The 20,099-nt window shown below is 69.4% G+C and carries 22 protein-coding genes; 9 read left to right on the plus strand and 13 right to left on the minus strand.

The features are described 5' to 3' along the window. Positions 1-108 precede the first annotated feature (108 nt). Entirely contained in the window at positions 109-705 is a 597-nt protein-coding gene (locus tag ASE10_RS14025; RefSeq protein WP_055906968.1) for an NAD(P)H-dependent oxidoreductase, read from the minus strand. 267 nt (positions 706-972) lie between these two features. Here ASE10_RS14025 and ASE10_RS14030 point away from each other — a divergent pair, with 267 nt between their 5' ends. After that, positions 973-1,251, plus strand: coding sequence for a hypothetical protein (locus tag ASE10_RS14030; RefSeq protein ID WP_055906971.1), 279 nt, complete (start codon positions 973-975; stop codon positions 1,249-1,251). Positions 1,252-1,326: 75 nt separating this feature from the next. On the opposite strand, the gene ASE10_RS14035 is transcribed toward ASE10_RS14030, so the two are convergent. The 8 genes from ASE10_RS14035 to ASE10_RS14070 all read right to left on the minus strand — a co-directional run bounded on the left by ASE10_RS14035 (position 1,327) and on the right by ASE10_RS14070 (position 8,685). Next, on the minus strand, positions 1,327-1,902 hold the full coding sequence (locus ASE10_RS14035) for a hypothetical protein (protein WP_055906974.1): 576 nt from the start codon (positions 1,900-1,902) through the stop codon (positions 1,327-1,329). A gap of 347 nt (positions 1,903-2,249) precedes the next feature. After that, a complete protein-coding gene (locus ASE10_RS14040) occupies positions 2,250-3,668 on the minus strand; it encodes an autotransporter outer membrane beta-barrel domain-containing protein (protein ID WP_055906977.1) in 1,419 nt (472 codons plus the stop codon). A gap of 39 nt (positions 3,669-3,707) precedes the next feature. Next, the gene (locus ASE10_RS14045) at positions 3,708-4,250 is read right to left on the minus strand and encodes a hypothetical protein (RefSeq protein ID WP_055906979.1); all 543 of its coding nucleotides are present in this window, start codon (positions 4,248-4,250) and stop codon (positions 3,708-3,710) included. Between the two features lie 3 nt (positions 4,251-4,253). Beyond that, complete coding sequence (locus tag ASE10_RS14050; protein WP_055906982.1) at positions 4,254-4,964, minus strand: C39 family peptidase; 711 nt, start codon at positions 4,962-4,964, stop codon at positions 4,254-4,256. Between the two features lie 10 nt (positions 4,965-4,974). Beyond that, on the minus strand, positions 4,975-5,424 hold the full coding sequence (locus tag ASE10_RS21130; RefSeq protein ID WP_157480934.1) for a hypothetical protein: 450 nt from the start codon (positions 5,422-5,424) through the stop codon (positions 4,975-4,977). Between the two features lie 146 nt (positions 5,425-5,570). Beyond that, positions 5,571-6,494: a hypothetical protein gene (locus ASE10_RS14060; RefSeq protein WP_200949792.1), complete on the minus strand. Its 924-nt coding sequence runs from the start codon at positions 6,492-6,494 to the stop codon at positions 5,571-5,573. Positions 6,495-6,919: 425 nt separating this feature from the next. Continuing rightward, on the minus strand, positions 6,920-7,300 hold the full coding sequence (gene crcB, locus ASE10_RS14065; protein WP_056305444.1) for a fluoride efflux transporter CrcB: 381 nt from the start codon (positions 7,298-7,300) through the stop codon (positions 6,920-6,922). 26 nt (positions 7,301-7,326) lie between these two features. Continuing rightward, positions 7,327-8,685, minus strand: a complete 1,359-nt coding sequence (locus ASE10_RS14070; protein WP_056305446.1) for a replication-associated recombination protein A — start codon at positions 8,683-8,685, stop codon at positions 7,327-7,329. A gap of 232 nt (positions 8,686-8,917) precedes the next feature. Between ASE10_RS14070 and ASE10_RS14075 the strand changes: the two genes are divergently transcribed. Continuing rightward, a complete protein-coding gene (locus tag ASE10_RS14075; RefSeq protein ID WP_056305448.1) occupies positions 8,918-9,445 on the plus strand; it encodes a glycosyl hydrolase 108 family protein in 528 nt (175 codons plus the stop codon). Positions 9,446-9,460: 15 nt separating this feature from the next. Here the strand turns inward: ASE10_RS14075 and lolA are convergent, their stop codons facing one another. From lolA to ASE10_RS14100, 4 genes are all read right to left on the minus strand, one after another. After that, positions 9,461-10,123, minus strand: a complete 663-nt coding sequence (gene lolA / locus ASE10_RS14080; protein ID WP_082575644.1) for an outer membrane lipoprotein chaperone LolA — start codon at positions 10,121-10,123, stop codon at positions 9,461-9,463. 159 nt (positions 10,124-10,282) lie between these two features. After that, the gene (locus ASE10_RS20275; RefSeq protein ID WP_056305450.1) at positions 10,283-11,281 is read right to left on the minus strand and encodes a hypothetical protein; all 999 of its coding nucleotides are present in this window, start codon (positions 11,279-11,281) and stop codon (positions 10,283-10,285) included. A 126-nt stretch (positions 11,282-11,407) separates the two neighbouring features. Further along, positions 11,408-13,759: a DNA translocase FtsK gene (locus tag ASE10_RS14095; protein WP_055907004.1), complete on the minus strand. Its 2,352-nt coding sequence runs from the start codon at positions 13,757-13,759 to the stop codon at positions 11,408-11,410. Positions 13,760-13,951: 192 nt separating this feature from the next. Beyond that, entirely contained in the window at positions 13,952-15,019 is a 1,068-nt protein-coding gene (locus ASE10_RS14100) for an alanine dehydrogenase (protein WP_056305452.1), read from the minus strand. Between the two features lie 242 nt (positions 15,020-15,261). Between ASE10_RS14100 and trxB the strand changes: the two genes are divergently transcribed. The 7 genes from trxB to ASE10_RS14130 all read left to right on the plus strand — a co-directional run bounded on the left by trxB (position 15,262) and on the right by ASE10_RS14130 (position 19,949). Beyond that, entirely contained in the window at positions 15,262-16,215 is a 954-nt protein-coding gene (trxB, locus tag ASE10_RS14105) for a thioredoxin-disulfide reductase (protein ID WP_055907009.1), read from the plus strand. Positions 16,216-16,217: 2 nt separating this feature from the next. Then, positions 16,218-16,361, plus strand: coding sequence for a hypothetical protein (locus ASE10_RS20280; RefSeq protein ID WP_156087774.1), 144 nt, complete (start codon positions 16,218-16,220; stop codon positions 16,359-16,361). Beyond that, complete coding sequence (locus tag ASE10_RS14110) at positions 16,361-16,801, plus strand: GNAT family N-acetyltransferase (protein WP_055907014.1); 441 nt, start codon at positions 16,361-16,363, stop codon at positions 16,799-16,801. Before ASE10_RS20280 ends, ASE10_RS14110 begins: the two co-directional genes overlap by 1 nt. Further along, positions 16,779-17,945, plus strand: a complete 1,167-nt coding sequence (locus tag ASE10_RS14115) for a GNAT family N-acetyltransferase (protein ID WP_056305454.1) — start codon at positions 16,779-16,781, stop codon at positions 17,943-17,945. The genes ASE10_RS14110 and ASE10_RS14115 overlap by 23 nt, the downstream gene beginning before the upstream one ends. Before the next feature lie 49 nt (positions 17,946-17,994). After that, positions 17,995-18,786, plus strand: coding sequence for a leucyl/phenylalanyl-tRNA--protein transferase (gene aat / locus ASE10_RS14120; protein WP_056305456.1), 792 nt, complete (start codon positions 17,995-17,997; stop codon positions 18,784-18,786). Between the two features lie 87 nt (positions 18,787-18,873). Next, the gene (gene infA / locus ASE10_RS14125) at positions 18,874-19,092 is read left to right on the plus strand and encodes a translation initiation factor IF-1 (RefSeq protein WP_031372296.1); all 219 of its coding nucleotides are present in this window, start codon (positions 18,874-18,876) and stop codon (positions 19,090-19,092) included. A gap of 497 nt (positions 19,093-19,589) precedes the next feature. Beyond that, a complete protein-coding gene (locus ASE10_RS14130) occupies positions 19,590-19,949 on the plus strand; it encodes a hypothetical protein (RefSeq protein ID WP_056305458.1) in 360 nt (119 codons plus the stop codon). Positions 19,950-20,099: the final 150 nt, after the last annotated feature.

Consider the following 20,099-nt stretch of genomic DNA (forward strand, 5'->3'; position numbering starts at 1 on the left):
GCGCGGGTTCGCAGCACATTTCGCTCGACGTTGGTGGCGCAGGTTTGTGCGGTGGCGTTGTCGCGGCTCACGCCGCTCCTACCCCAAGGCGGGAGCGCTCGAACAGCTTCAGTGCAAGCGGCGCAGGCGCGCCAGGATGCGGCGTTCGAAGCGCTCCAGGCGGCTGCGTTCGACGCGTTCGGCGCGATACAGCGACAACAGGTCCAGGCGGCATTGCGGAGCGCAGGTGCCGAGCAGCGCGCTCGCCAGGACCCGCCGCACCGGCCTGCGCAGCAGCAGCCAGTCCACCCACCAGGGCGAACCCAGGGTGGTGATCGCGATGGTGCGCCGCAGCCCCAGCAAGGCCGGCCGGATCGCGCCCAGGTCGGACGCATGGTGGTAGGCGTGGCCCGGCGCCCAGACCCGGTCGAACCAGCCCTTGAGCATCGCCGGGAACCCGAACCACCAGGTCGGGAACACCAGCACCAGGGCCTGCGCGGCGCTCAGGCGCGCCAGCTGCGCGCGCACCGCCTCGTCGTCGTAGCCGCCGACGTCGTAATAAGAGCTGCGTTCGCCCGCGCTCAACGCCGGCTGGAAATCGTCGGTGTACAGCGATTCGGTCTCGACCTCGTGACCGTCGGCGACCAGCGCGTCCACCACCAGCCGCGACAGCGAGGCGCACAGGCTGTCCTGCAGCGGGTGCGCGATGACGACCAGGCATTTCACCGAAAGCGTTCCTTGCGTTGCACGATTCTCGCTGCGTACAGACTAGCGAAACCGCGCGCGCGTTCCGATCCGTCGATGGTCGTAGACCATCAGGCGATGAACGCTGCGGCTTGCGGTTCGAGCGCTGGCTTCGTCCGCCGTCGCGTGAAGACCGCGTCGACAAGCTGAACGCTTTGTCAAAACCGCGCACACGCCGATTGCGACGTTGCGCACGGTTAACCCGTCCGCCCCTAGATTCCGCATCGGCGCACATAGGGGGGAGCCGCAGTGTTCAAAGTGTCGTTGAGGGAGCACGCCTTGCTGAGCGTGCTCGTCGGTCTGCAACGTGGCGTGCAGCCCGAGACCAGCCATCTGAAGCATTGCCTGGTCGAGGAAGGTCTGGCCCTGAGCCGCGAGGGCCGGCTGTGCCTGTCCGAGGCCGGCAACACCTTGCTGCAGGGTCTGCAGCACTTGCTCTGGGCCGAAGTCGAAGCGCTGCAACAGGTGCTCGCCAACCGCAACGCGGCGGCGACGCAGGGCTACGCCCGTGCTCCGGCGACGGAATGAGCCGGCCGGCCATGAAGCCGGCAACGCCGACGGCCTCGCGCCGCCGGCGTGCGGGATCGGTCGGTGCGAGATGGGTCAGCCCGGGTTGCGTTCGCCGCGCCCCAGCCACCACGCCATTGCGGCGCCGGCCAGCAGCCAGCCGATCAGCTGTTCGGCCAGGGCGGCCACGCTGAAGTCGACCGGGAACAGGTACCAGTTCCAGTACGGCACGCTCAGCACGAACCAGGCGAACAGCGCCATCGCCCCGGCGATCATCACCCGGCGACCGAAACTGCGCGCGGCCAGCGCCATCACCCAGGCCGCCAGCAAGGCCGCGATCAGGACACTGACGAACTGCTTGCCCAGATTCGGGCCCATGCTGGAGAGCGCCGGATTGCCGCCCGGCTGATAGACCACGAAGGCGTAGGCCTTGCCCTGGTTCTCGGCCACGAAGGTTTTCATCGCCGCCTCGTCGCCCCACTTGTCCGGCGCCATGCTCGGATACATGTAGACGCCCTCGCCCGAGGCCGACTGACTCAGCGCGCTCAGTACCGCGTCCTGCTGCGCCGGCAGCTTGAAGCCGGCCTCGCCGATCGGCAGCGCCATGTGCGCGACGGCGCCCCAGATGAACATCACGATCGCGCCGATGATGCCGGTTACCAGTATCCGCATGGCAGTCCTCCTCCCCAAAACAGGTCAGTGGGTTCCCCCGAACCCGTAGACGCGAGCTTGCGCCCGGGCGAGCGCGCCGGCAATCCGCGTCGGCGATCCGCGCCGGCACGCGCCGACGAACGGCGGCCGACGCGTGCCGACCATGGCCGGTTCGGGTCATGGCTTACGTCTGCTTCTCTCTGCCGCCGAAACAACGCGCCGAGCAACGCATACTGGACGAACAACATAGCGAACTGCGCCGGGCCAGGAAGTCCCTGCGTACGCCCGATCGCGACTACCGATACGCATGCGTCCCTAAAGTCCGCGCAGCGCCGCGCAGGCGGCGGTGCGCGACGGCCATCCACGACTCAGAACGAAATCGGCACGCGCGCGGTCAGGGTCACGTCGGGCGTATCGCGGGTCACGCCCACGCCCAGCGCGACGTTCAAGGAAACCTTGTCGCTGAAGCGATAGGACCCGCCCAGCAACAAGGTGCCCAGCACCACGCGCACCGAGCCCGCCGCATCCTTGCCGTTCTGCTTGGTGCGGTCGACGATGCTCTGGTCGTAGCCCAGGCTGATCGCGGCCTTCTCGTTCAAGGCCAGGCCCAGGCCGACGTTGAAGCCGAGGATGTCGCCGGCCTCGATCTCGCCCAGCGGTTCGGTCACGCCGCCCAGCACGGTGCGCGAGACGTTCTTGCGCTTGAAGTTGTGCAGGTAGCTGAAGCTGCCGAAGAACACGATCGGGTCGGAGGGATACAGCCAGGTCAGGCCGGGCTGTATGGATTCGAAGCCGGTGCCGGTCGGCAGTTCCAGCGGCAGGCCGGTGCCGGTGGTGTTGGCCACGCAGCGGGTCACGCAGTCGGTCACCACTTCGAACAGGTCCTTGCCGGTGCGGCTCTTGTAGCGCAGCCAGCCGATGTAGAAGGCCTGGTCGGGGCCGCCGCGGTTGAGCTGGTAGCGCGCGGTGACTTCGACATCGCCCAGGCCGCTGCCGTGGGCGTTGAACACGTTGTCGACCGCCGAGCCGGTGAAGATCTCGCGGCTGACGGTGTCGCCGTTGACGTAGACGTACGGCAGCTTCGCCTCGAGTTCGAAACGGTCGCTCAGGCCGTAGCGTCCGGTCAGGGTCGCGGTCGCGGTGGTGGTCTTGACCTGGCGTACGTCGATCAGGCCGATCAGCAGCGCCGGGATGATGGTGAAACCGACCAGGGCGACGCGGTCGTTGGACGAGTAGCCGAACTGCAGCGAGGGTTCGAGGATGAACTGGCCGTGCGGGGTCAGCACGCCGGGCTGGTCGAAGATCTGGGCGATTTCCGGCGGCCGCGCGTCGGAGACCGGCGCCTGCCCCACCGGTTGCTGCGGCGCCTGCTGGGCCAGATTCCGGGTGACCGGGTCCTGCTGCGCCATCGCCACCTGCGACTGCAGCTCCTCCTGCAGCGTCGGCTCGCGCGAAGGCGACTGCGACAGCGGCACCTGCGAGACCTGGGCCATCGGCGGCAGCAGCAGGTTCGCCGGCGGCGTCGCGCCGCGGGCGCGCGTGGCGTCCAGGCGCTGTTCGTCGAGCGCCCGTTGCAGCTGGGCCAAGTCGCGTTCCTGCTCCTGCAACGTGGTGCGCATGTCGTCGATGCGCTGATTCTGCGCCGCGATCTGCTGCTGCAGCGCTTCCAGGCTGAGTTCGCCGTCGGGCGGCGCAGCGTCCTGCGCGCACGCCAGCCCGGTCAGCGCCAGCGACAGCGCCGGCACCAGGGCGAGCCGGATCAGTTTCGGTGCGGTCGGCGTAGTCATGGGCAGTCCTTCATCAGCGGTCCGTCATGGACGTGGGCATCACGGCGCGCCGGGCGCGCCGATCAAGGCGTTGTGCAGCGCGGCCTGACCGTTGAGGTCCTGGAACACGCCCAGGGTATTGACGCCGACGTTGAGGGTGGTCAGCGAACGGATGTCCTGACCGTCGAGGGTGTTCTGGATCGCCACGCCGTTGAAGCCGGCCGGATCGAAGCGGTTGCCCGGGCCGATCTGGACCACGATCGCGTCGCCGATCTCGCTCAACGCCTGAGCCTGCTCGGCGCTCATCCGCGCCACGTCGGGAATGTTCACGCGGGTGGTCGCGACCAGGTCGCCGTTGACGTAGACCGTGCGCTCGATGCCGAACGACAGCAGCAGGCCCGACGGCGCTTCGTAGCCGCCACGCAGCGCGTCCAGGCGTTCGGGCGGCAAGGCGATCCATTCCGAGCCCAGGTCGGCGGCGCCCTCGCCCCCGTGCACGCGCGCCGGCCAGGCGGCGGCGACCAGGGCCAGCACCGCGGCGGCGAACAGCACGCGCGCCGGCAGGTGGGGCAGCGCGTGATCGTACGAATGGCCGGCGTTCATGGCTCAGATGTCTCCCGGGCCACGCCGCGGCATGACCGTGTTCTGCAATCCTTCGCGCGAAATCCCCATGTCCAGGGGCGCCGGCGGCGCGGTCCGCCAATCGCGCGGCTGGTTGAACAGCGCGACCTCGCGCCGGTTGTGGACCACGAACAGCACCCGGTTGTCCCACAGCCGCTCGAAGTTCGCGCGCGACATGGCGCGGGTGCCGCGGGCCGGGTCGCCGATCAGCACGCGGCCCTTGCGCAATCCCTTGACCACGACGAAATGGCGGTAGCCACGGTCGTTGAGCAGCACGATCGCCGGCAGCCCTTCCTCGAACAGCTTGTCCAGCGGCAGCTCGAAACCGTCGGCCTGATAGCCCAGGGCCAGCAGATAGCGACGGATGTCGAGCAGCGAGAAACCTTCGCGGCGGATCTTGGCCTGGTCGCCGTCGCGGTACATGGCCAGGAACACCTCGGCCTCGCCGACCGGATGGCCGTACTGGAAGGTCAGCAGGGTCGCCGCCGCCGCCGAGCCGCAGCTGAAGTCGTACTGCTGCGGCACGGTGGTACGGAAGCGCGCTTCCTTGAGGCTGGTCAGGCGGATGCCGTAGCTGCCGCCGTAGGGCGTGCGCAGGTCGACCGTCGCGGCCGCCGCGCCCTGGGCGCAGGCGAGCGCGCACAGCAACGCGCACGCCGTTGCGCGTGCGCGCAGCGTGACCGCGACCGGGCTCATCGTCCGCGCCTCAGGGGCTCGGATCGGTGAACTGCACGTTCACGATCATCGCGTTCTGGATCAGCACGTTGGAACCGGTGTTCTGGATCACCGTGTTGATGCCGTTGGCGTTGCCGAAGGCGCCGCCGCCGACGGCGTTGGCGCCGCTGACGATCTTCTCGGCGACGTTGTCGCTGACCCGGCCGTCGACCAGGATGCGGTTGTCGACGCTCTTCTCGCCGCCGCGCAGGCCCGAGAGCCGGTCGGCATCGACGGTGGCGCCGATGCCGTCGACGCCGCGCGGTATCGCGTCGCGGTCGACGGCCGCGACGATCGGCAGCTCCATCGGCGCGCTATGCGCCGTGATCGGTTGCAGGTCGGCGTCGATCCCGAGATCGGACGCCGCTGCGGGGAATATCGCCAGCCACGCGAGCGCGGCCAGACCGGTGGTGATGCGTATTGCGGGGCAGTACGGGCGCATGGTCAGTCTCCTTCGCCATGCGTTCCGCCAAGTGCGTGCCCAGGACGTCGTCGCGGCAGCGGCGGCGTCCCGGACACGCGTGATGCGCCGTGTACGGGGGAGGACGGCGTTCCTGGGAACGCGTGCGGCGCATCGTGGAGGAGCGCTTATGGGCCCACGGTCAGGTTGGCTTGCACGGTGATGCCCTGCTGGATCAGTGACGCGAAGCCGCTGTTCTGGGCCGCCACCATGATCCCGGCCGCCGACTGTCCGACGCTGGTCATGTTGTTGGACATGTCGAACGCACCGGCATCGTTGGTCAGTGCGCCGCCCGCGCCGCCGGCACCGCCCGCACCGCCGGTCGCCGAACCGCCGGTACCGCCGCTGCCGCTGCCGCTGCCGCCCGCGCCGCCGTTGGAGGCGACCGAACCGGCACTGCCCGCCGTCGACGAGCTGGAGCCGCTGGTCGAAGTCGCGGCGCCCGAGCTACCGGCACCGCCGGTGCCGTCGCCGTTGCCCGCGGTCGCCGTGCTGCCGTCGCCGTCGCCGTTGCTGGCGCTGCCGCCATCGCCGCCGCCGTCGCCGCCGACCGCCACGCTCAGCGATCCGGCGCCGCCGGTGTCGCTGCCCGCGTCGCCGCCACGGCCGTTATTGCCGTCGGCCCAGCCGCCGTCGCCGCCGCTGCCGTCGCCGCCAGAGCCTTCGCCGCCCAAGGCATCGCCGCCGCGGCCGCCGCCGCCGCCATTGGCATTGCCCGTGTTCTGGGCGACGTTGCCGATGTCGCGCACGCGGATATCGGTAACGTAACCATCGAGCCGGGTCGTGGCGATGGCGCGGTTGCTGTTGAACGAGTTCGAGAAGGTCGCGGTGGCGGTACCGCCATTGTTGGCCGCGGCGGTGCCGTAGCCACTGGCGCGCGCACGGCCGTCGTTGTTGCGGTTGTCGCCGGCACTGTTGTCGGAATTATCGGTCGCGCTGAGGCTGTCGTCGCCGTCGCCGCTTTCGTTGTTGGTCTGTTGGGCCCAGGTCTGGCCCGCGAAACCTAGACCGAGAATCACCGCTGTTGCCATCAGGCTGTTACGAATGCGCATTGTTGTTCTCCTTATCACGCCGAGCGAGGCCAGGGGGAGGCATCGGATCACGACGCATCCCACTACACGCAACAGCGGTGCCACGATTGGTTCAGGTGGCGCAAACGTCCACTGGGCGGGGCTCGGGGACAGGCGCAGCGCAGGTGCGGAAATTGCGCGGCCGACGAAGGGCCGCGCAGACGCGCGAAAGGTTGCGGCGATGAAACATGCCGGGCCGGCGAGACGCCGAAAGCGATGGCCGCAGCGGGCGCAGGCGCTTGATTGCCTTAGGATCGCGGGACCGGCACCGTGATTCAGTCTGATGTTTCAACGACGAAACATCGGATTCTTCCGGATGCGTTAAAGTCGTTATTTAGTTATATAAATCAATTACTTGAATAAATAATTTAAAGTGATTTCCCGGTTACGTTCGCGACCGCCGACGCTCAACCCAGCCCAGCGCGCACGCTCGCCATACCCAGCGCCGTCATCGCCAGCGAGCCGAACAAATGCAGGGACGCCATCGCCAAGGCCCAGCCGTATTGCTGGCGCAGCAGTTGCTGGGTCACCTCGGCCGAGAAGGTCGAGAACGTGGTCAGCCCGCCGAGCAGGCCGGTGATCGCGAACAGCCTCCACTCCGGCGCGATCGCGGCGTGGCCGTCGAACCAGGCCACCGCCAGGCCGACGCCGTAGCCGCCGATCAGGTTGGCCGCGAGCGTGCCCAGCGGCAGGTTCGCCTCGGCCGGATTGAGCCACAAGGACAAACCCCAGCGCGCCCAGGCACCGAGCGCGGCGCCCAGGCCGATGGCGAGGAAGGCATAGGGCATCGCGTCGTTCTCCGGACGGTGTCGAATCAGTCGTCGCCGCGCGCCTGGGCACGCGCCGCGCGCAGGCGCTCGAGCTTGTCCTTGAGCTTGATCTCCAGGCCGCGCTCGACGGGCCGGTAGTACACGCGCTCGCCCATCTCGTCCGGGAACCCGGTCTGGTCAAGGGCGATGCCGCCTTCGGCATCGTGGTCGTACTGGTAGCCCTGGGCGTAGCCGAGCTGTTTCATCAGCTTGGTCGGCGCATTGCGCAGGTGCATCGGCACCGCCTGGGTGCCGTACTCGGCCACGTCGCTGCGGGCCGCGTTGTAGGCGGCATAGGCGGCGTTGGATTTGGCGGTGCTGGCCAGATAGATCGCCAGCTGCGCGAAGGCGAGTTCGCCTTCGGGGCTGCCGAGGCGGTCGTAGGTGTCCCAGGCTTCCAGCGCCATCTGCAGCGCGCGCGGATCGGCCAGGCCGATGTCCTCGACCGCCATTCGGGTCAGGCGCCGGGCCAGGTAGGCCGGATCGCAGCCGCCGTCGAGCATGCGCGCCAGCCAGTACAGGGCGGCGTCGGGATTGGAGCTGCGCACGGATTTGTGCAGGGCCGAGATCTGGTCGTAGAACTGCTCGCCGCCCTTGTCGAAACGGCGGGTGCGGTCGGCCAGGACCTGGGCCAGGGTGGCCTCGGTGATGCGTCCGCCCTCGTCGGCGGCCAGCTCGGCGGCGATCTCCAGCAGGGTCAGGCCGCGGCGCACGTCGCCGTCGGCGGCGCCGGCGATCTGCTGCAGCAGTTCGTCCTCGACCTCGATGCCCTGCCCGCCCAGGCCGCGCTCCTCGTCGGCGAGCGCGTGGCGCAGGGCGACCGCGATGTCGTCGGCCGAGACCGCCTCCATCACGTGCACGCGGCAGCGCGAGAGCAGCGCCGAATTGAGTTCGAACGAAGGGTTCTCGGTGGTCGCGCCGACGAACAGGATGGTGCCGCGCTCGATGTGCGGCAGGAACGCGTCCTGCTGGGCCTTGTTGAAGCGGTGGACCTCGTCGACGAACAGCACCGTGCGGCGACCGTCGGCGAAACGGTGCGCGGCCTCGGCCAGCACCTGGCGCACCTCCGGCAGGCCCGACAGCACCGCCGAGATCGCGCGGAACTCGGCATCGGAGTAACGCGCCAACAGCAGCGCCAGCGTGGTCTTGCCGCAGCCCGGCGGGCCCCACAGGATCATCGAATGCACGTGCCCGGACTCGACCGCGCGGCGCAGCGCAGTGCCGGGCGCGAGCAGGCGGCGCTGGCCGACCATGTCGTCCAGGCTGCGCGGCCGCATGCGCTCGGCGAGCGGACGCAGGCCCTCGCGGTCGACGCTGAGCAGGTCGGGTTCGTCCTCGGATCGGCGGGAGTTTCGGCGGGCCACGGCGGGGGGCGCAAGCAAACGGTCGTATGGCCGACACGATAGCAAGTTCGCGCCGTCGCGGTGTCGGCCTGGGTCTCAAGGCATTGATACGCAAGGATTTGCCCGCGTCCCGCGGGCGCGCCGGCTCATAAATACGCCGGCTCACAAGCGCGCGCCTCGCGCGTTGGCATTACCGGGCCGGCGCCTGTGCCGCCCGGCGCAACGATGCGCCCCGCCCCTACCGGATCCCGCGATGGCGAACTTCGATCAGTACCTCCCGCAACTGCTGCAGTTCGAAGGCGGCTACGTCGACGATCCCGCCGACCCCGGCGGTGCGACCAACAAGGGCATCACCCTGCGCACCTTCCAGGTCCACGCGCAAACCTTGCTGGGCGTGGCCCCGACCCTGGCCAACCTGCAGGCGCTCAGCGATCAACAGGCCGCGACGCTGTACCGCAGCTTGTACTGGGACCCGTTGCAGGGCGACCAAATCGCATTGCAATGTCTGGCCGAGGACCTGTTCGATTTCTACGTCAACGCCGGCGTGCATGCGGTGTTCCTGCTGCAGCGCCTGCTCGGCGCGCCGGTCGCGGTGGACGGAGCGTTCGGCGCCGACACCCTGGCCGCGCTGCAAGCCAGCGACCAGCGCACCTTGTACGCGCGCTACCGCCAGGGCCGGCTCGACTACTACCGCCAGCTCGCCGCGCAGCATCCGCTGCTGCAACGCTTTCTCGCCGGCTGGCTGCGGCGCGCTCAATGGTTTCCGGTGAGCGCGCCGTAGGCCGGGCTGCGTATGTCAGCGCTCGCCGATCACGTCCACACCGGCCGGCGGCGCGAACTTGAACTTGCCGGCCGGAAACGTCGGGTTGCGCTTCCAGCCGCTGAAGACGATCTCGGTGCGCTGACCCAGGCTGTCGACGACCTGCATCCGGGCCAGGCCGCTGGCGTTGAAGCCGAGCTTGGCGGAGCGGAAGTTGGCTTCGGCCTCCTTCTTCGGCGCCAGCGACAGCCAGTTCAGACCTTCGGCGACGCCGGCGTCCTTGACCACGAACTGGGCGTCGAGCTTGCTCGGGTCGATCAGCGCCGACAGCGGGCTGTTCTGCTCCTCGGCACCCTGCGGGCGCACGGTGACCTGCTGCAGGTCGGGATCGTTGACCCAGACCTTCTTGCCGTCGGCGACGATCAGCTGCGGGTACGGCTTGACGTATTCCCAGCGGAACAGGCGCGGCGCCGACAGGGCCAGGTTGCCGCTGGAGGCTTCCTTGCGCTTGCCGTTGGCGTCGAACACCTGCTGGCTGAACTGCCCTTCCAGGCCCTTGAGGCCGCGGGTGAAGCTGTTGAGGTCGTCGCGCGCGGCGGCGGCCGCGGCGCCGGCGAAGGCCATGCCGGTCAACAGCGTGGCGGCGACCAGGACGATGCGCGCGGCATGGCGGGCGGTGGGAAGGACGGACAGGCTCATGCGATCGATCGCTCCGGAAAGACGTGCTGCGGCGAGTCTGCCGCGAGCAAACTGAATAGGTGCTGCGCAATGCACCAGTATCGCGCGAACGGGCACGCCGCGTTCAGCCCCGCGACGGCGGCGTGAGCGGTGCGCGGCCGCACCAATGCGTCGGCAGGATCAGAAATCGCGCAGCGCGCTGCGCTTGCTCTCCGACTCGATCTGGCGATGCGGCGATTCCGCGGGCGCGGCTTGCAGGCCCACGTTCGGGCGCTCGCTCTCCAGGTGTTCGCAGCGTCCGGATTCGTCGCAGGAATACACCTGCGGGGCCGCCGCGACCACCGAGGCGTCGCTGTCGCTGCCGACGGTGACATAGGCGCCGGTCGCACGCGGCGGCATCGGCACCGCCGCGGCACGAGCCAGCGCGGCGTTCGCGGCAGCGGTCACGCCGCCGCTGGCCGCGGGTGCGGCGATCGCTCCGGCGCCATCGTCCAGCGGCAGGATCGCGACCGCATCGGTATCGGCGGTCGAGGGCGCGGGCACGGTGATCGCGACCGCGCCGCGCTTGAGCGCGGGGACGGATACGGACGGCAGCGGCGCCGTGCGCGCGAGGGCGGCCTCGGGGGCGCTAGTCGGCGCGACCGACGAAGCGGTCGTTGCGGATGCCGCAGCCGACGCCGAAGCAGCGGCCGGACGCAGGTCTGCGGCAGACGTCGTCATCGTCATCGTCATCGTCGTCGCAGATGCGTGCGCCACGCCCGCGGTCGGCGCAGGCAGGACCGCATCGGCGGACGGCACGGGTTCGGGCAGCGCGCTGGGATGGGCCGCCCTCGCCTTCGCCACGGTCGGCGAGCTCGATGCCGGTGCCGCAACTTGCGTGGAGACGGCGGTCGCGGCAGGCCTCGGCGCGACTGCAGCACCATCGGTCGCCGGCGCGGCGGCGCGACGGGCTTGCGCGGCGATCGCGACGGGCGCCGCAACCGCTGGAGGCTGCGTCCGCTCAGGCGCAGGCGTAGCGGCCCGTTGCGGCGGCGGCAGCCGCTTGGCCGGATCCTGATCGCGCAGCGACGGGGTGTTGCGCCACAGCACCCATTCCTGGGCCTGGGCCGCCGGCGAGGCGCACACGACGATCACGAGCGCCGTGACGACGGCCCCCGTCCTGCTCGAATACCAGGCCATGCGGCCATCCCCCGAGTCCGAACCGCGTTGTTCCCCCCGAAGGGCCAGCTTAGGCGGTCGTCGTGACAGCCGCCAGTCCGGGGCCGGCCGTCCGTCGGCGTGCGGCCCGGTTTGGGCGGCGCGGCCCTACTTCGGCGGCGGCGGCGCCAGGACGCTGCGGTCGCCGTTGTGCTCGGGCGCAGTGACGATGCCGGCCGCCTCCATCGCCTCGATCAGGCGGGCGGCGCGGTTGTAGCCGATCTTGAGCCGGCGCTGCACGCCGGAGATCGAGGCGCGGCGGGTCTCGGTGACGATGCGCACGGCTTCGTCGTAGAGCGGGTCCGACTCGTCGCCGCCGCCACCGCTCTCGGGCAGGCCGGTGGCGCCGACCACGACGCCGTCGCCCAGGGTCTGGACCTCGTCCAGCACGCCCTCGATGTAATCCGGGCCGCCGCCCATCTGCTTGAGGTGCTCGACCACGCGGTGGACTTCCTCGTCGGAGACGAAGGCGCCGTGGACGCGCTCGGGCATCGCCGTGCCCGGCGGCAGGTAGAGCATGTCGCCGTGGCCCAGCAGGGTCTCGGCGCCGGACTGGTCGAGGATGGTGCGCGAGTCGATCTTGCTGGAGACCTGGAACGCGATCCGGGTCGGAATATTGGCCTTGATCAGGCCGGTGATGACGTCCACCGACGGGCGCTGGGTGGCCAGGATCAGGTGGATGCCGGCCGCGCGCGCCTTCTGCGCCAGGCGCGCGATCAGCTCTTCGACCTTCTTGCCGACGATCATCATCATGTCGGCGAATTCGTCGATGAAGATGACGATGAACGGCAGCGTTTCCAGCGGCCGCGGCGCCTCGCCGAGTTCGGCGTTGGGCTTGAACAGCGGGTCCATCATCGGCTGGCCCGCTTCCTCGGCGTCGCGGACCTTCTTGTTGAAGCCGGCCAGGTTGCGCACGCCGACCATCGACATCAGCTTGTAGCGGCGCTCCATCTCGGCCACGCACCAGCGCAGGCCGTTGGCGGCCTCCTTCATGTCGGTGACCACCGGCGCCAGCAGATGCGGGATGCCCTGGTAGACCGACAGCTCCAGCATCTTGGGGTCGATCATCAGCATCCGCAGTTCTTTCGCAGATGCCTTGTACAGCAGGCTCAGCACCATCGCGTTGACCGCGACCGACTTGCCCGAGCCGGTGGTGCCGGCGACCAGCAGGTGCGGCATGCGCGCCAGGTCGGCCACGGTCGGGCGGCCGGCGATGTCCTTGCCCAGCGCCAGGGTCAGCGGGCTGCCGGATTTGTCGTATTCCTTGGAGCGCAGCAGCTCGGACAGGTAGATCATCTCGCGGCTGGTGTTCGGCGTTTCCAGGCCGATCACCGACTTGCCGGGGATCACGTCGACCACGCGCACCGACTTCACCGACAGGCCGCGCGCGATGTCCTTGTCCAGAGTGCTGATCTGGCTGACCTTGATGCCGGGCGCGGGCTGGACCTCGAAACGGGTGATGACCGGACCCGGATAGGCGCCGACCACCTGGGCGTCGATGCGGAAGTCCTTGAGCTTGAACTCGATCTGCCGCGACAGGGTTTCCAGGGTTTCTTCGCTGTAGCCCTTGGGCTGCGGCTTGGGGTCGTCCAGCAGCGCCAGCGGCGGAATCCCGCTGCCGTCGCCGACGTGGAACAGCGGGATCTGCTGCTCGCGCTTGGCGCGCTCGCTCTTCTCCACCACCGGTGCCGGCGGCGGCTCGATCCTGACTTTCTCGCGCTTGGCGCGCAGTTCGGTATCGACCTTGCGCGCTTCCTCGCGCTCTTCGCGCATGACCTGGGTCTGGCGCCACTCGGTCGCTTGCTGGCTGCTGCGCCGGAACAGCTTGCTCAGCACCGGGCCCAGGGCCAGCGCCCACTGCCCGATCTTGTCCATCACCGCCAGCCAGGAAATGCCGGTAGCCAGGGTCAGCGAAATCAGCAGCAGCGCCAGCAGGAACAGATTTCCGCCGACCGGGCCGAAGCCGGAGTACAGCGAGCGCCCCACCAATTGCCCGAGGATGCCGCCGCTGCCGGCGGAGAAGTCCTCGGCCGGACCGAAGCGCAGTTGCAGCAGGCCGGTGGCCGACACCAGGAAGCCGACGATGCCGACCAGGCGCAGCGCCGGACCGAGGTCGGCATCGCCGTCGCCGTCCGCGTCCATGCCGAACAGGGCGATCCAGGCGATCGCGCCCAGCATCACCGGCAGCAGGAAGGCGACGTAGCCGCACAGGTACAGCAGCACATCGGCGGTCCAGGCGCCGACGCGCCCGCCGAGGTTGTGCAAGGGGGCGGTGATCGAGCCCGAATGCGACCAGCCCGGATCCTGCGGCGAGAACGACAGCAGGCTGGCCAGTAGATACAGCAGCAGCGGCGCGATCAGAATCAAGGCGATGTCGCGCACCAACCGCTGACGACGCGGCGATGGCGGCGCCTTTTGCGCCGTGGGCTTCTTTCGGCTTGCTGTGGGAGCTTGCGCCACCGTGATGTTCTGCCTTAGCTAGATTCCGTTAGTTATTGAATATACGGCGAAACAAAGCGAAATAACAGCACGTTCACAGCAAGATCCCCGCCGCAGCGGGGATCCGTCGGTGCCCGTGGGCACCGTGCCGCCGTTCCGTTACCGGAACCGCGACCGGCCCAGGCTCCACGAACAAGCCTGCCTGCCGCCACGTTACAGCTTCATGCCCTGCAGCGCAGGATGCACCAGCTTGCCGGCTTCGACATTGATGCCGCGCACCAGCGCCTGGTTGCCGCGCCAGTCGCCCCCGGCCAGCTTGTTGACCCAGGGCAGGATCGCCGCGCAGATCGCCTGCGACGAGGTCTGAGGCACCGCGCCGGGCATGTTGGTCACGCAGAAGTGGGTCACGCCCTCCTCCACGTAGGTCGGCTCCTTCCAGGTGGTCGGGCGCGAGGTCTCGAAGCAGCCGCCCTGGTCGATCGAGATGTCGACCACCACGCTGCCGTCTTCCATGCCCTTGAGCATGTCGCGGGTCAGCACGTGCGGCGCGCGCGCGCCGGTGACCAGCACCGCGCCGATCACCAGGTCGGCCGAGGCCACTTCGCGCGCGACCACATCCACGTACGGGAACAGCGCGGTGACGTTGTTGCCCAGGCGCATCATCTGGTCCATGCGGTCCTGACGCATTTCGAACACGGTCACGTTGGAACCGCCGGCCGCGGCCAGGGCCGCCGACGCGCCGCCGGCCTGGCCCGCGCCGAACACCACGACCTTGCCGCGCTCGGTCGACGGCAGGCCGCCCAGGAGCTTGCCCTTGCCGCCCATGGGCTGGTGCAGCAGGTGGGTGCCGACCTGGATGCCGATCTTGCCGGCGATGATCGACATCGGCGCCAGCAGCGGCAGGTCGCCGTTGGGCAGCTCGACGGTCTCGAAGGCGACCCCGGTCAGGCCGATGTCCAGCAACTGCCGGGTCAGCACCGGCTCGGCGGCCAGGTGCAGGTAGCAGAACAGCAGGTGGTCCTTGCGCAGGTGCTGGAGGTCGCCGGCGATCGGCTCCTTGACCTTGACGATCAGCTCGCCCTTTTCGTACAGCGCCGCGGCGTCCGCGGCGATCTTCACGCCCAGGCGGGTGTAGTCGAGGTCCTTGAAGCCGCTCTTGAGGCCGGCATCCTGCTCCAGCCAGACCTCGTGGCCGCGCTGGACCAGGTCGCCGGCGGCGGCCGGGACGAGGGCCACGCGCCCTTCGAGGGTCTTGGTTTCCTTGGGTACGCCGATACGCATTGCGGTGCTCTCCAGTGGGGCCAAGAAAAACGCCGCATGCGCGGCGCGTCCTGCCTGGGTTCTTCGCCGATCGGGGACCGGGTCGCGCGCCGTGCAACATTGCGTCCGTGGCGCGCGCCTTGTGTTGCCGGGACGGCGCCGCCAAGCTATGGCGTCAACCGCATCTTCAACACGCCGGCGTACGGCTCGCGTGCCGGAGACACATCGCGCGAACGCGCGTCCCACAGCCCGCGATTATATACATGACCCCTTCGAAGCACTCCCGCGTCGTCATCCTCGGTTCCGGCCCCGCCGGCTGGACCGCCGCCGTCTACGCTGCCCGCGCCAACCTCAAGCCGCTGGTCATCACCGGCCTGCAGCAGGGCGGGCAGCTGATGACCACGACCGAAGTCGACAACTGGCCCGGCGACGCCCACGGCCTGATGGGTCCGGACCTGATGACGCGCATGCAGGCGCATGCCGAACGCTTCGATACCGAGGTCGTGTTCGACCACATCCACAGTGCCGATCTGTCGCGGCGCCCGTTCCGCCTGACCGGCGATTCCGGCGAGTACACCGCCGACGCGCTGATCATCGCCACCGGCGCCACCGCCAAGTACCTGGGCCTGCCCTCGGAAGACGAGTACAAGGGCCGCGGCGTGTCCGCCTGCGCGACCTGCGACGGCTTCTTCTACAAGGACCAGGACGTGGCGGTGATCGGCGGCGGCAACACCGCGGTCGAGGAAGCGCTGTACCTGTCCAACATCGCCCGCAAGGTCTATCTCGTGCATCGCCGCGACACCCTGCGCGCCGAAAAGATCATGCAGGACAAGCTGCACGCCAAGATCCAGTCCGGCAAGATCGAGCCGGTGTGGCACCACACCGTCGAGGAAGTGCTGGGCAACGACGCCGGCGTGACCGGCCTGCGGGTGAAGTCTGTGCTCGACGAGTCGGTGCGCGAGCTGTCGATCCACGGCCTGTTCGTGGCCATCGGCCACACCCCGAACACCACCCTGTTCGAAGGCCAGCTGGAAATGAAGAACGGCTACCTGACCATCAAGACCGGCCTGGACGGCAACGCCACCCAGACCTCGGTCGCGGGTGTGTTCGCCGCCGGCGATGTCGCCGACCAGGTCTACCGCCAGGCGATCACCTCGGCCGGCTTCGGCTGCATGGCCGCGCTGGACGCCGAGAAGTTCCTCGACAAGGACGCCTGAGCGTGCGCGCCGCGCTCCTGAGCCTGCTGCTGGCGGCCGCGCTGCCGGCGGCGGCGCAGGCGCGCGAACCCGGCTTGTTCTGCAGGGACGATCGCGGCGAGCCGTTCGCGATCGTGCTGCCCTTCACCATCCAGCGGCCGCGCTGATGACTGCGCTGCAGATCCGCGACGACCGTCAGGCGCCGCTGTCGGACAGCGACTTCGCCGCGATCCACGGCTTCCTGTCGCAGTCGTACTGGGCCGCCGGCATCCCCGCCGAGACCCTGCGCCGCGCCCTCGCCCACTCGCTGTGCTACCGCGGTTACGTCGACGGCGAGCTGGTCGCGTTCGCGCGCGCCGTCACCGATCACGCCACCTTCGCCTACCTCGCCGACGTGTTCGTGCTGCCCGCGCAGCGCGGCCGCGGCCACGGCCGCGCGATCGTGCAGGCGCTGATGGACGACGCGCGCGTGCAGGGACTGCGCCGCTGGCACCTGGTCACGCGCGACATGCAGCGCCTGTACGCGGGCCTGGGTTTCGACGCGCTCGGCGAACCCGAGCGGCACATGCAACGCCACGACCCCGATGTCTACCGACGCCGCGACTGACGCGATCGGCGTACGCCTGCTGCCCGAGCTCTCGTCCCTGGCGCCCGCGCACTGGGACGCGCTGCACGACGGCCGCAACCCCTTCCTCGCCCACGCCTTCCTGTCCGGGCTGGAACGGCACGGCTGCCTGCGCGAGGACTGGGGCTGGACCCCGCAGCACCTGAGCCTGTGGCGCGGCGACGAGCTGATCGCGGCCGCGCCGGCCTACCTCAAGGCCAATTCGCACGGCGAGTTCGTGTTCGACCACGCCTGGGCCCATGCCTACGCCCAGCACGGTCTGGATTACTTTCCCAAGTGGCTGTGCGCGGTGCCCTACTCGCCGGTGACCGGGCCGCGCCTGCTCGCCCGCAACGACCACGACCGGCGCCTGCTGGTCGAGGCCATGGCCGCGCTGACCCAGCGCCAGGGCCTGTCTTCCGCGCACGTGAACTTCCACCGCGAGGACGAGGATGCGCTGTTCGGCGACGACTGGCTGCAGCGCAGCGACGTCCAATACCACTGGCGCAATCCGCCCGCCGCCGAGGGGCCGGCCTGGCGCGACTTCGACGGCTTCCTGGCTGCGTTCGACCACAAGCACCGCAAGAACATCCGCCAGGAACGCGCCAAGGTCGCGCGCGCCGGCGTGCGCTTCCGCACCGTCGAAGGCGGCGACGCCAGCGAGGCCGAACTGGCGCTGATGCACGGCTTCTACCTGCGCACCTTCGCCGACTACGGCAACCACCCGGCGCTGACCCTGGAGTTCCTGCATCACCTGGCCCGCACGATGCCGCGGTCGCTGGTGATCTTCCTGGCCGAAATCGACGGCCGCGCCATCGCCGGCGCACTGTGCCTGCGCGGCGGAAACACCCTGTACGGCCGCTACTGGGGCGCCGACGCGGCGCTACCGGGGCTGCATTTCGAAACCTGCTACTACCAGGGCATCGACTACTGCCTGCGCGAGGGCCTGACCTGCTTCGAGCCCGGCGCGCAGGGCGAACACAAGCTCGCGCGCGGCTTCCTGCCTACGTTCGTGCGCAGCCGGCATTGGATCGCCCACGAAGGTTTCCGCGCGGCGCTGGCGCCCTGGTGCCGCGAGGAGCGCGCCTCGATCCGCGGCTACGCGCGCACCCTCGCCGCGCACAGTCCGTTCAAGCAGGTCGACTGAGCGGCCGCGCCCGCTGCGGCCGCGTCCGAACTCGGCGATCATCGTCGCGATGAATCCCCTGCCCGCGCTGCTGTCCGCCGATCCCGAGGCGCCGTTCCCGCCGCACGAGCGCGCTCTGCGCCAGCCCGAGGGACTGCTCGCGCTCGGCGGCGACCTGTCGCCGGCGCGGCTACTCAACGCCTATCGCCACGGCGTCTTCCCCTGGTACTCCGATGACCAGCCGATCCTGTGGTGGAGCCCGGACCCGCGCACCGTGTTCCGCAGCGACGGCGTGCGCCTGTCGTCGAAGTTCCGCCGCCAGCTGCGCCGCAGCGACTGGCGGGTGCGCGCCGACACCGCCTTCGCCGAGGTCATCGAGGCCTGCGCGCGCATGCCCCGACCGGGCCAGGACGGCACCTGGATCACCGAGGAAATGCTCGCCGCCTACCTGCGGCTGCACCGGCTCGGCCATGCCCACTCGGTCGAGGTCTACGACGGCGAGCGCCTCGCCGGCGGCATCTACGGGGTCGCGATCGGGCGCATGTTCTTCGGCGAAAGCATGGTCTCGCTGCAGTCCGGCGGTTCCAAGGTTGCGCTGGCGGCGCTGGCGCGGCGCCTGCACGCCTGGGGCTGGCCGCTGCTGGACGCCCAGGTCGAGAACGAGCACCTGCTCAGCCTGGGCGCCGAACTCTGGCCGCGGCCGCGCTTCCTGGCCGCGATCGCCGAGCTGACCGGCGCCGGGCTCAGCCCGGACTCCTGGAGCGAGCGCTTTGGAGACCGCCCCGCCCGGGAGCTGGCCGACGCGCTACCGCCGTCCCTGGCCGCAGACGACCCGGACCGCTACGACCCTGGCACCGATTAACAACATTTTTGCACCGCGGGTCCCGGCGTGGCACAATGCCGGGCTTCGCGGGCGCGAAACGCCCGTTCTTCCTCATTCAGGAAACACATGGCAAAAGATGACGTGATCGAATTCGAGGGCACGGTGGCGGAAACCCTTCCGAACACCATGTTCCGCGTGCGCCTCGAAAACGGGCACGAGATCATCGCCCATATCTCGGGACGGATGCGCAAGAACTACATCCGCATCCTGACCGGCGACAAGGTCAAGGTCGAAATGACCCCTTACGACCTGACCAAGGGCCGCATCACCTATCGCATGAAGTAATCGCGATAACGCGGTAAACGAGCAAAGAAGCGGCCGATGGCCGCTTTTTTCGTTTTTGCGGCGGGCCGCGCTCCGGCTTGGCACAGCGATCCTGGCACCGCCGCTGCAACCCAATCGCACGCCCGGGCATCCAGACATGCATGCCGGGCCACCCACACCACCGGCCGCGCCGCTCGCCTGCGATGACGAACGGTTCGGCCGCCTGCGCGCCGCGCGTTGGCGCTCGCCTGCGCGCTGTCGCTAGCGGCCGCTTTCGATTCGTCGGCGCCCGTTCCGATTCGCACCCGTCGCGGCCCGCCCCGTCGCAAGACGGCTTGCGCCGCGCAACGGCCGGCGCAGCATGCGCCCTGCAAACCCGTATTTCGTCTGCCGATGTTCGCGGCGAGTCGTATCCAAGCATGCACGGTGCCGGAGGTCATGGCGACTTCCTCCAGATTCGTCGCACACCGCACGTCGTTAGCTTGATAACCACCCGATCCCCAACAAGGAGCTGTGCCATGCGTCATACCCACCGACTTTCCCTGCTCATCGCGCTCGGCCTGTGCGCGATCAGCGCGCCGGCCCTGGCCGGCGACGCGATCCAGGACTGCGTGGACCTCAGCGGCTCGCAACAGGTCTCGCGCTTCGGCACTCAGTACGTATTGGTCGCCGATGGCGACACCTATTACCGCCTCAGCGTCGGCAGCTCCTGCGACGGCCTGCCGCTGGCGACCCGCTTCGAACTGTCCGCCGACGGCCAGGGCGGCCGGATCTGCCCCACGGGCACCCGGGTCAAGACCAACAACGCCAACTGCAAGATCAACGCGGTCGAACGCATCGACGCCGGCGACTACGCGCGCTACACCAAGCGCCGCTGATCGCAGCCGGGCAGGATCGGGAACCGCGGGCACGACGGTCGCGAGACCGTCCGGTTCGCATGGGTGCCTGAGCCAGGCGATACGTCCTGGCTCAGAGATGCGCGCGAAACCCGCGCGCAAACGAAACAGGCGGCCACTCGGCCGCCTGTT

It is taken from the genome of Lysobacter sp. Root76 (genome assembly GCF_001428685.1).
Lineage (GTDB): Bacteria > Pseudomonadota > Gammaproteobacteria > Xanthomonadales > Xanthomonadaceae > Lysobacter.

Coding starts and splice junctions, on each gene's coding strand:
- ASE10_RS14035 (WP_055906974.1), bottom strand. CDS start 1,902: ATGCGGATACTGGTAACCGGCATCATCGGCGCGATCGTGATGTTCATC.
- ASE10_RS14040 (WP_055906977.1), bottom strand. CDS start 3,668: ATGACTACGCCGACCGCACCGAAACTGATCCGGCTCGCCCTGGTGCCG.
- ASE10_RS14045 (WP_055906979.1), bottom strand. CDS start 4,250: ATGAACGCCGGCCATTCGTACGATCACGCGCTGCCCCACCTGCCGGCG.
- ASE10_RS14050 (WP_055906982.1), bottom strand. CDS start 4,964: ATGAGCCCGGTCGCGGTCACGCTGCGCGCACGCGCAACGGCGTGCGCG.
- ASE10_RS21130 (WP_157480934.1), bottom strand. CDS start 5,424: ATGCGCCCGTACTGCCCCGCAATACGCATCACCACCGGTCTGGCCGCG.
- ASE10_RS14060 (WP_200949792.1), bottom strand. CDS start 6,494: ATGCGCATTCGTAACAGCCTGATGGCAACAGCGGTGATTCTCGGTCTA.
- crcB (WP_056305444.1), bottom strand. CDS start 7,300: ATGCCCTATGCCTTCCTCGCCATCGGCCTGGGCGCCGCGCTCGGTGCC.
- ASE10_RS14075 (WP_056305448.1), top strand. CDS start 8,918: ATGGCGAACTTCGATCAGTACCTCCCGCAACTGCTGCAGTTCGAAGGC.
- lolA (WP_082575644.1), bottom strand. CDS start 10,123: ATGAGCCTGTCCGTCCTTCCCACCGCCCGCCATGCCGCGCGCATCGTC.
- ASE10_RS20275 (WP_056305450.1), bottom strand. CDS start 11,281: ATGGCCTGGTATTCGAGCAGGACGGGGGCCGTCGTCACGGCGCTCGTG.
- ASE10_RS14100 (WP_056305452.1), bottom strand. CDS start 15,019: ATGCGTATCGGCGTACCCAAGGAAACCAAGACCCTCGAAGGGCGCGTG.
- trxB (WP_055907009.1), top strand. CDS start 15,262: ATGACCCCTTCGAAGCACTCCCGCGTCGTCATCCTCGGTTCCGGCCCC.
- ASE10_RS14110 (WP_055907014.1), top strand. CDS start 16,361: ATGACTGCGCTGCAGATCCGCGACGACCGTCAGGCGCCGCTGTCGGAC.
- ASE10_RS14115 (WP_056305454.1), top strand. CDS start 16,779: ATGTCTACCGACGCCGCGACTGACGCGATCGGCGTACGCCTGCTGCCC.
- aat (WP_056305456.1), top strand. CDS start 17,995: ATGAATCCCCTGCCCGCGCTGCTGTCCGCCGATCCCGAGGCGCCGTTC.
- infA (WP_031372296.1), top strand. CDS start 18,874: ATGGCAAAAGATGACGTGATCGAATTCGAGGGCACGGTGGCGGAAACC.
- ASE10_RS14130 (WP_056305458.1), top strand. CDS start 19,590: ATGCGTCATACCCACCGACTTTCCCTGCTCATCGCGCTCGGCCTGTGC.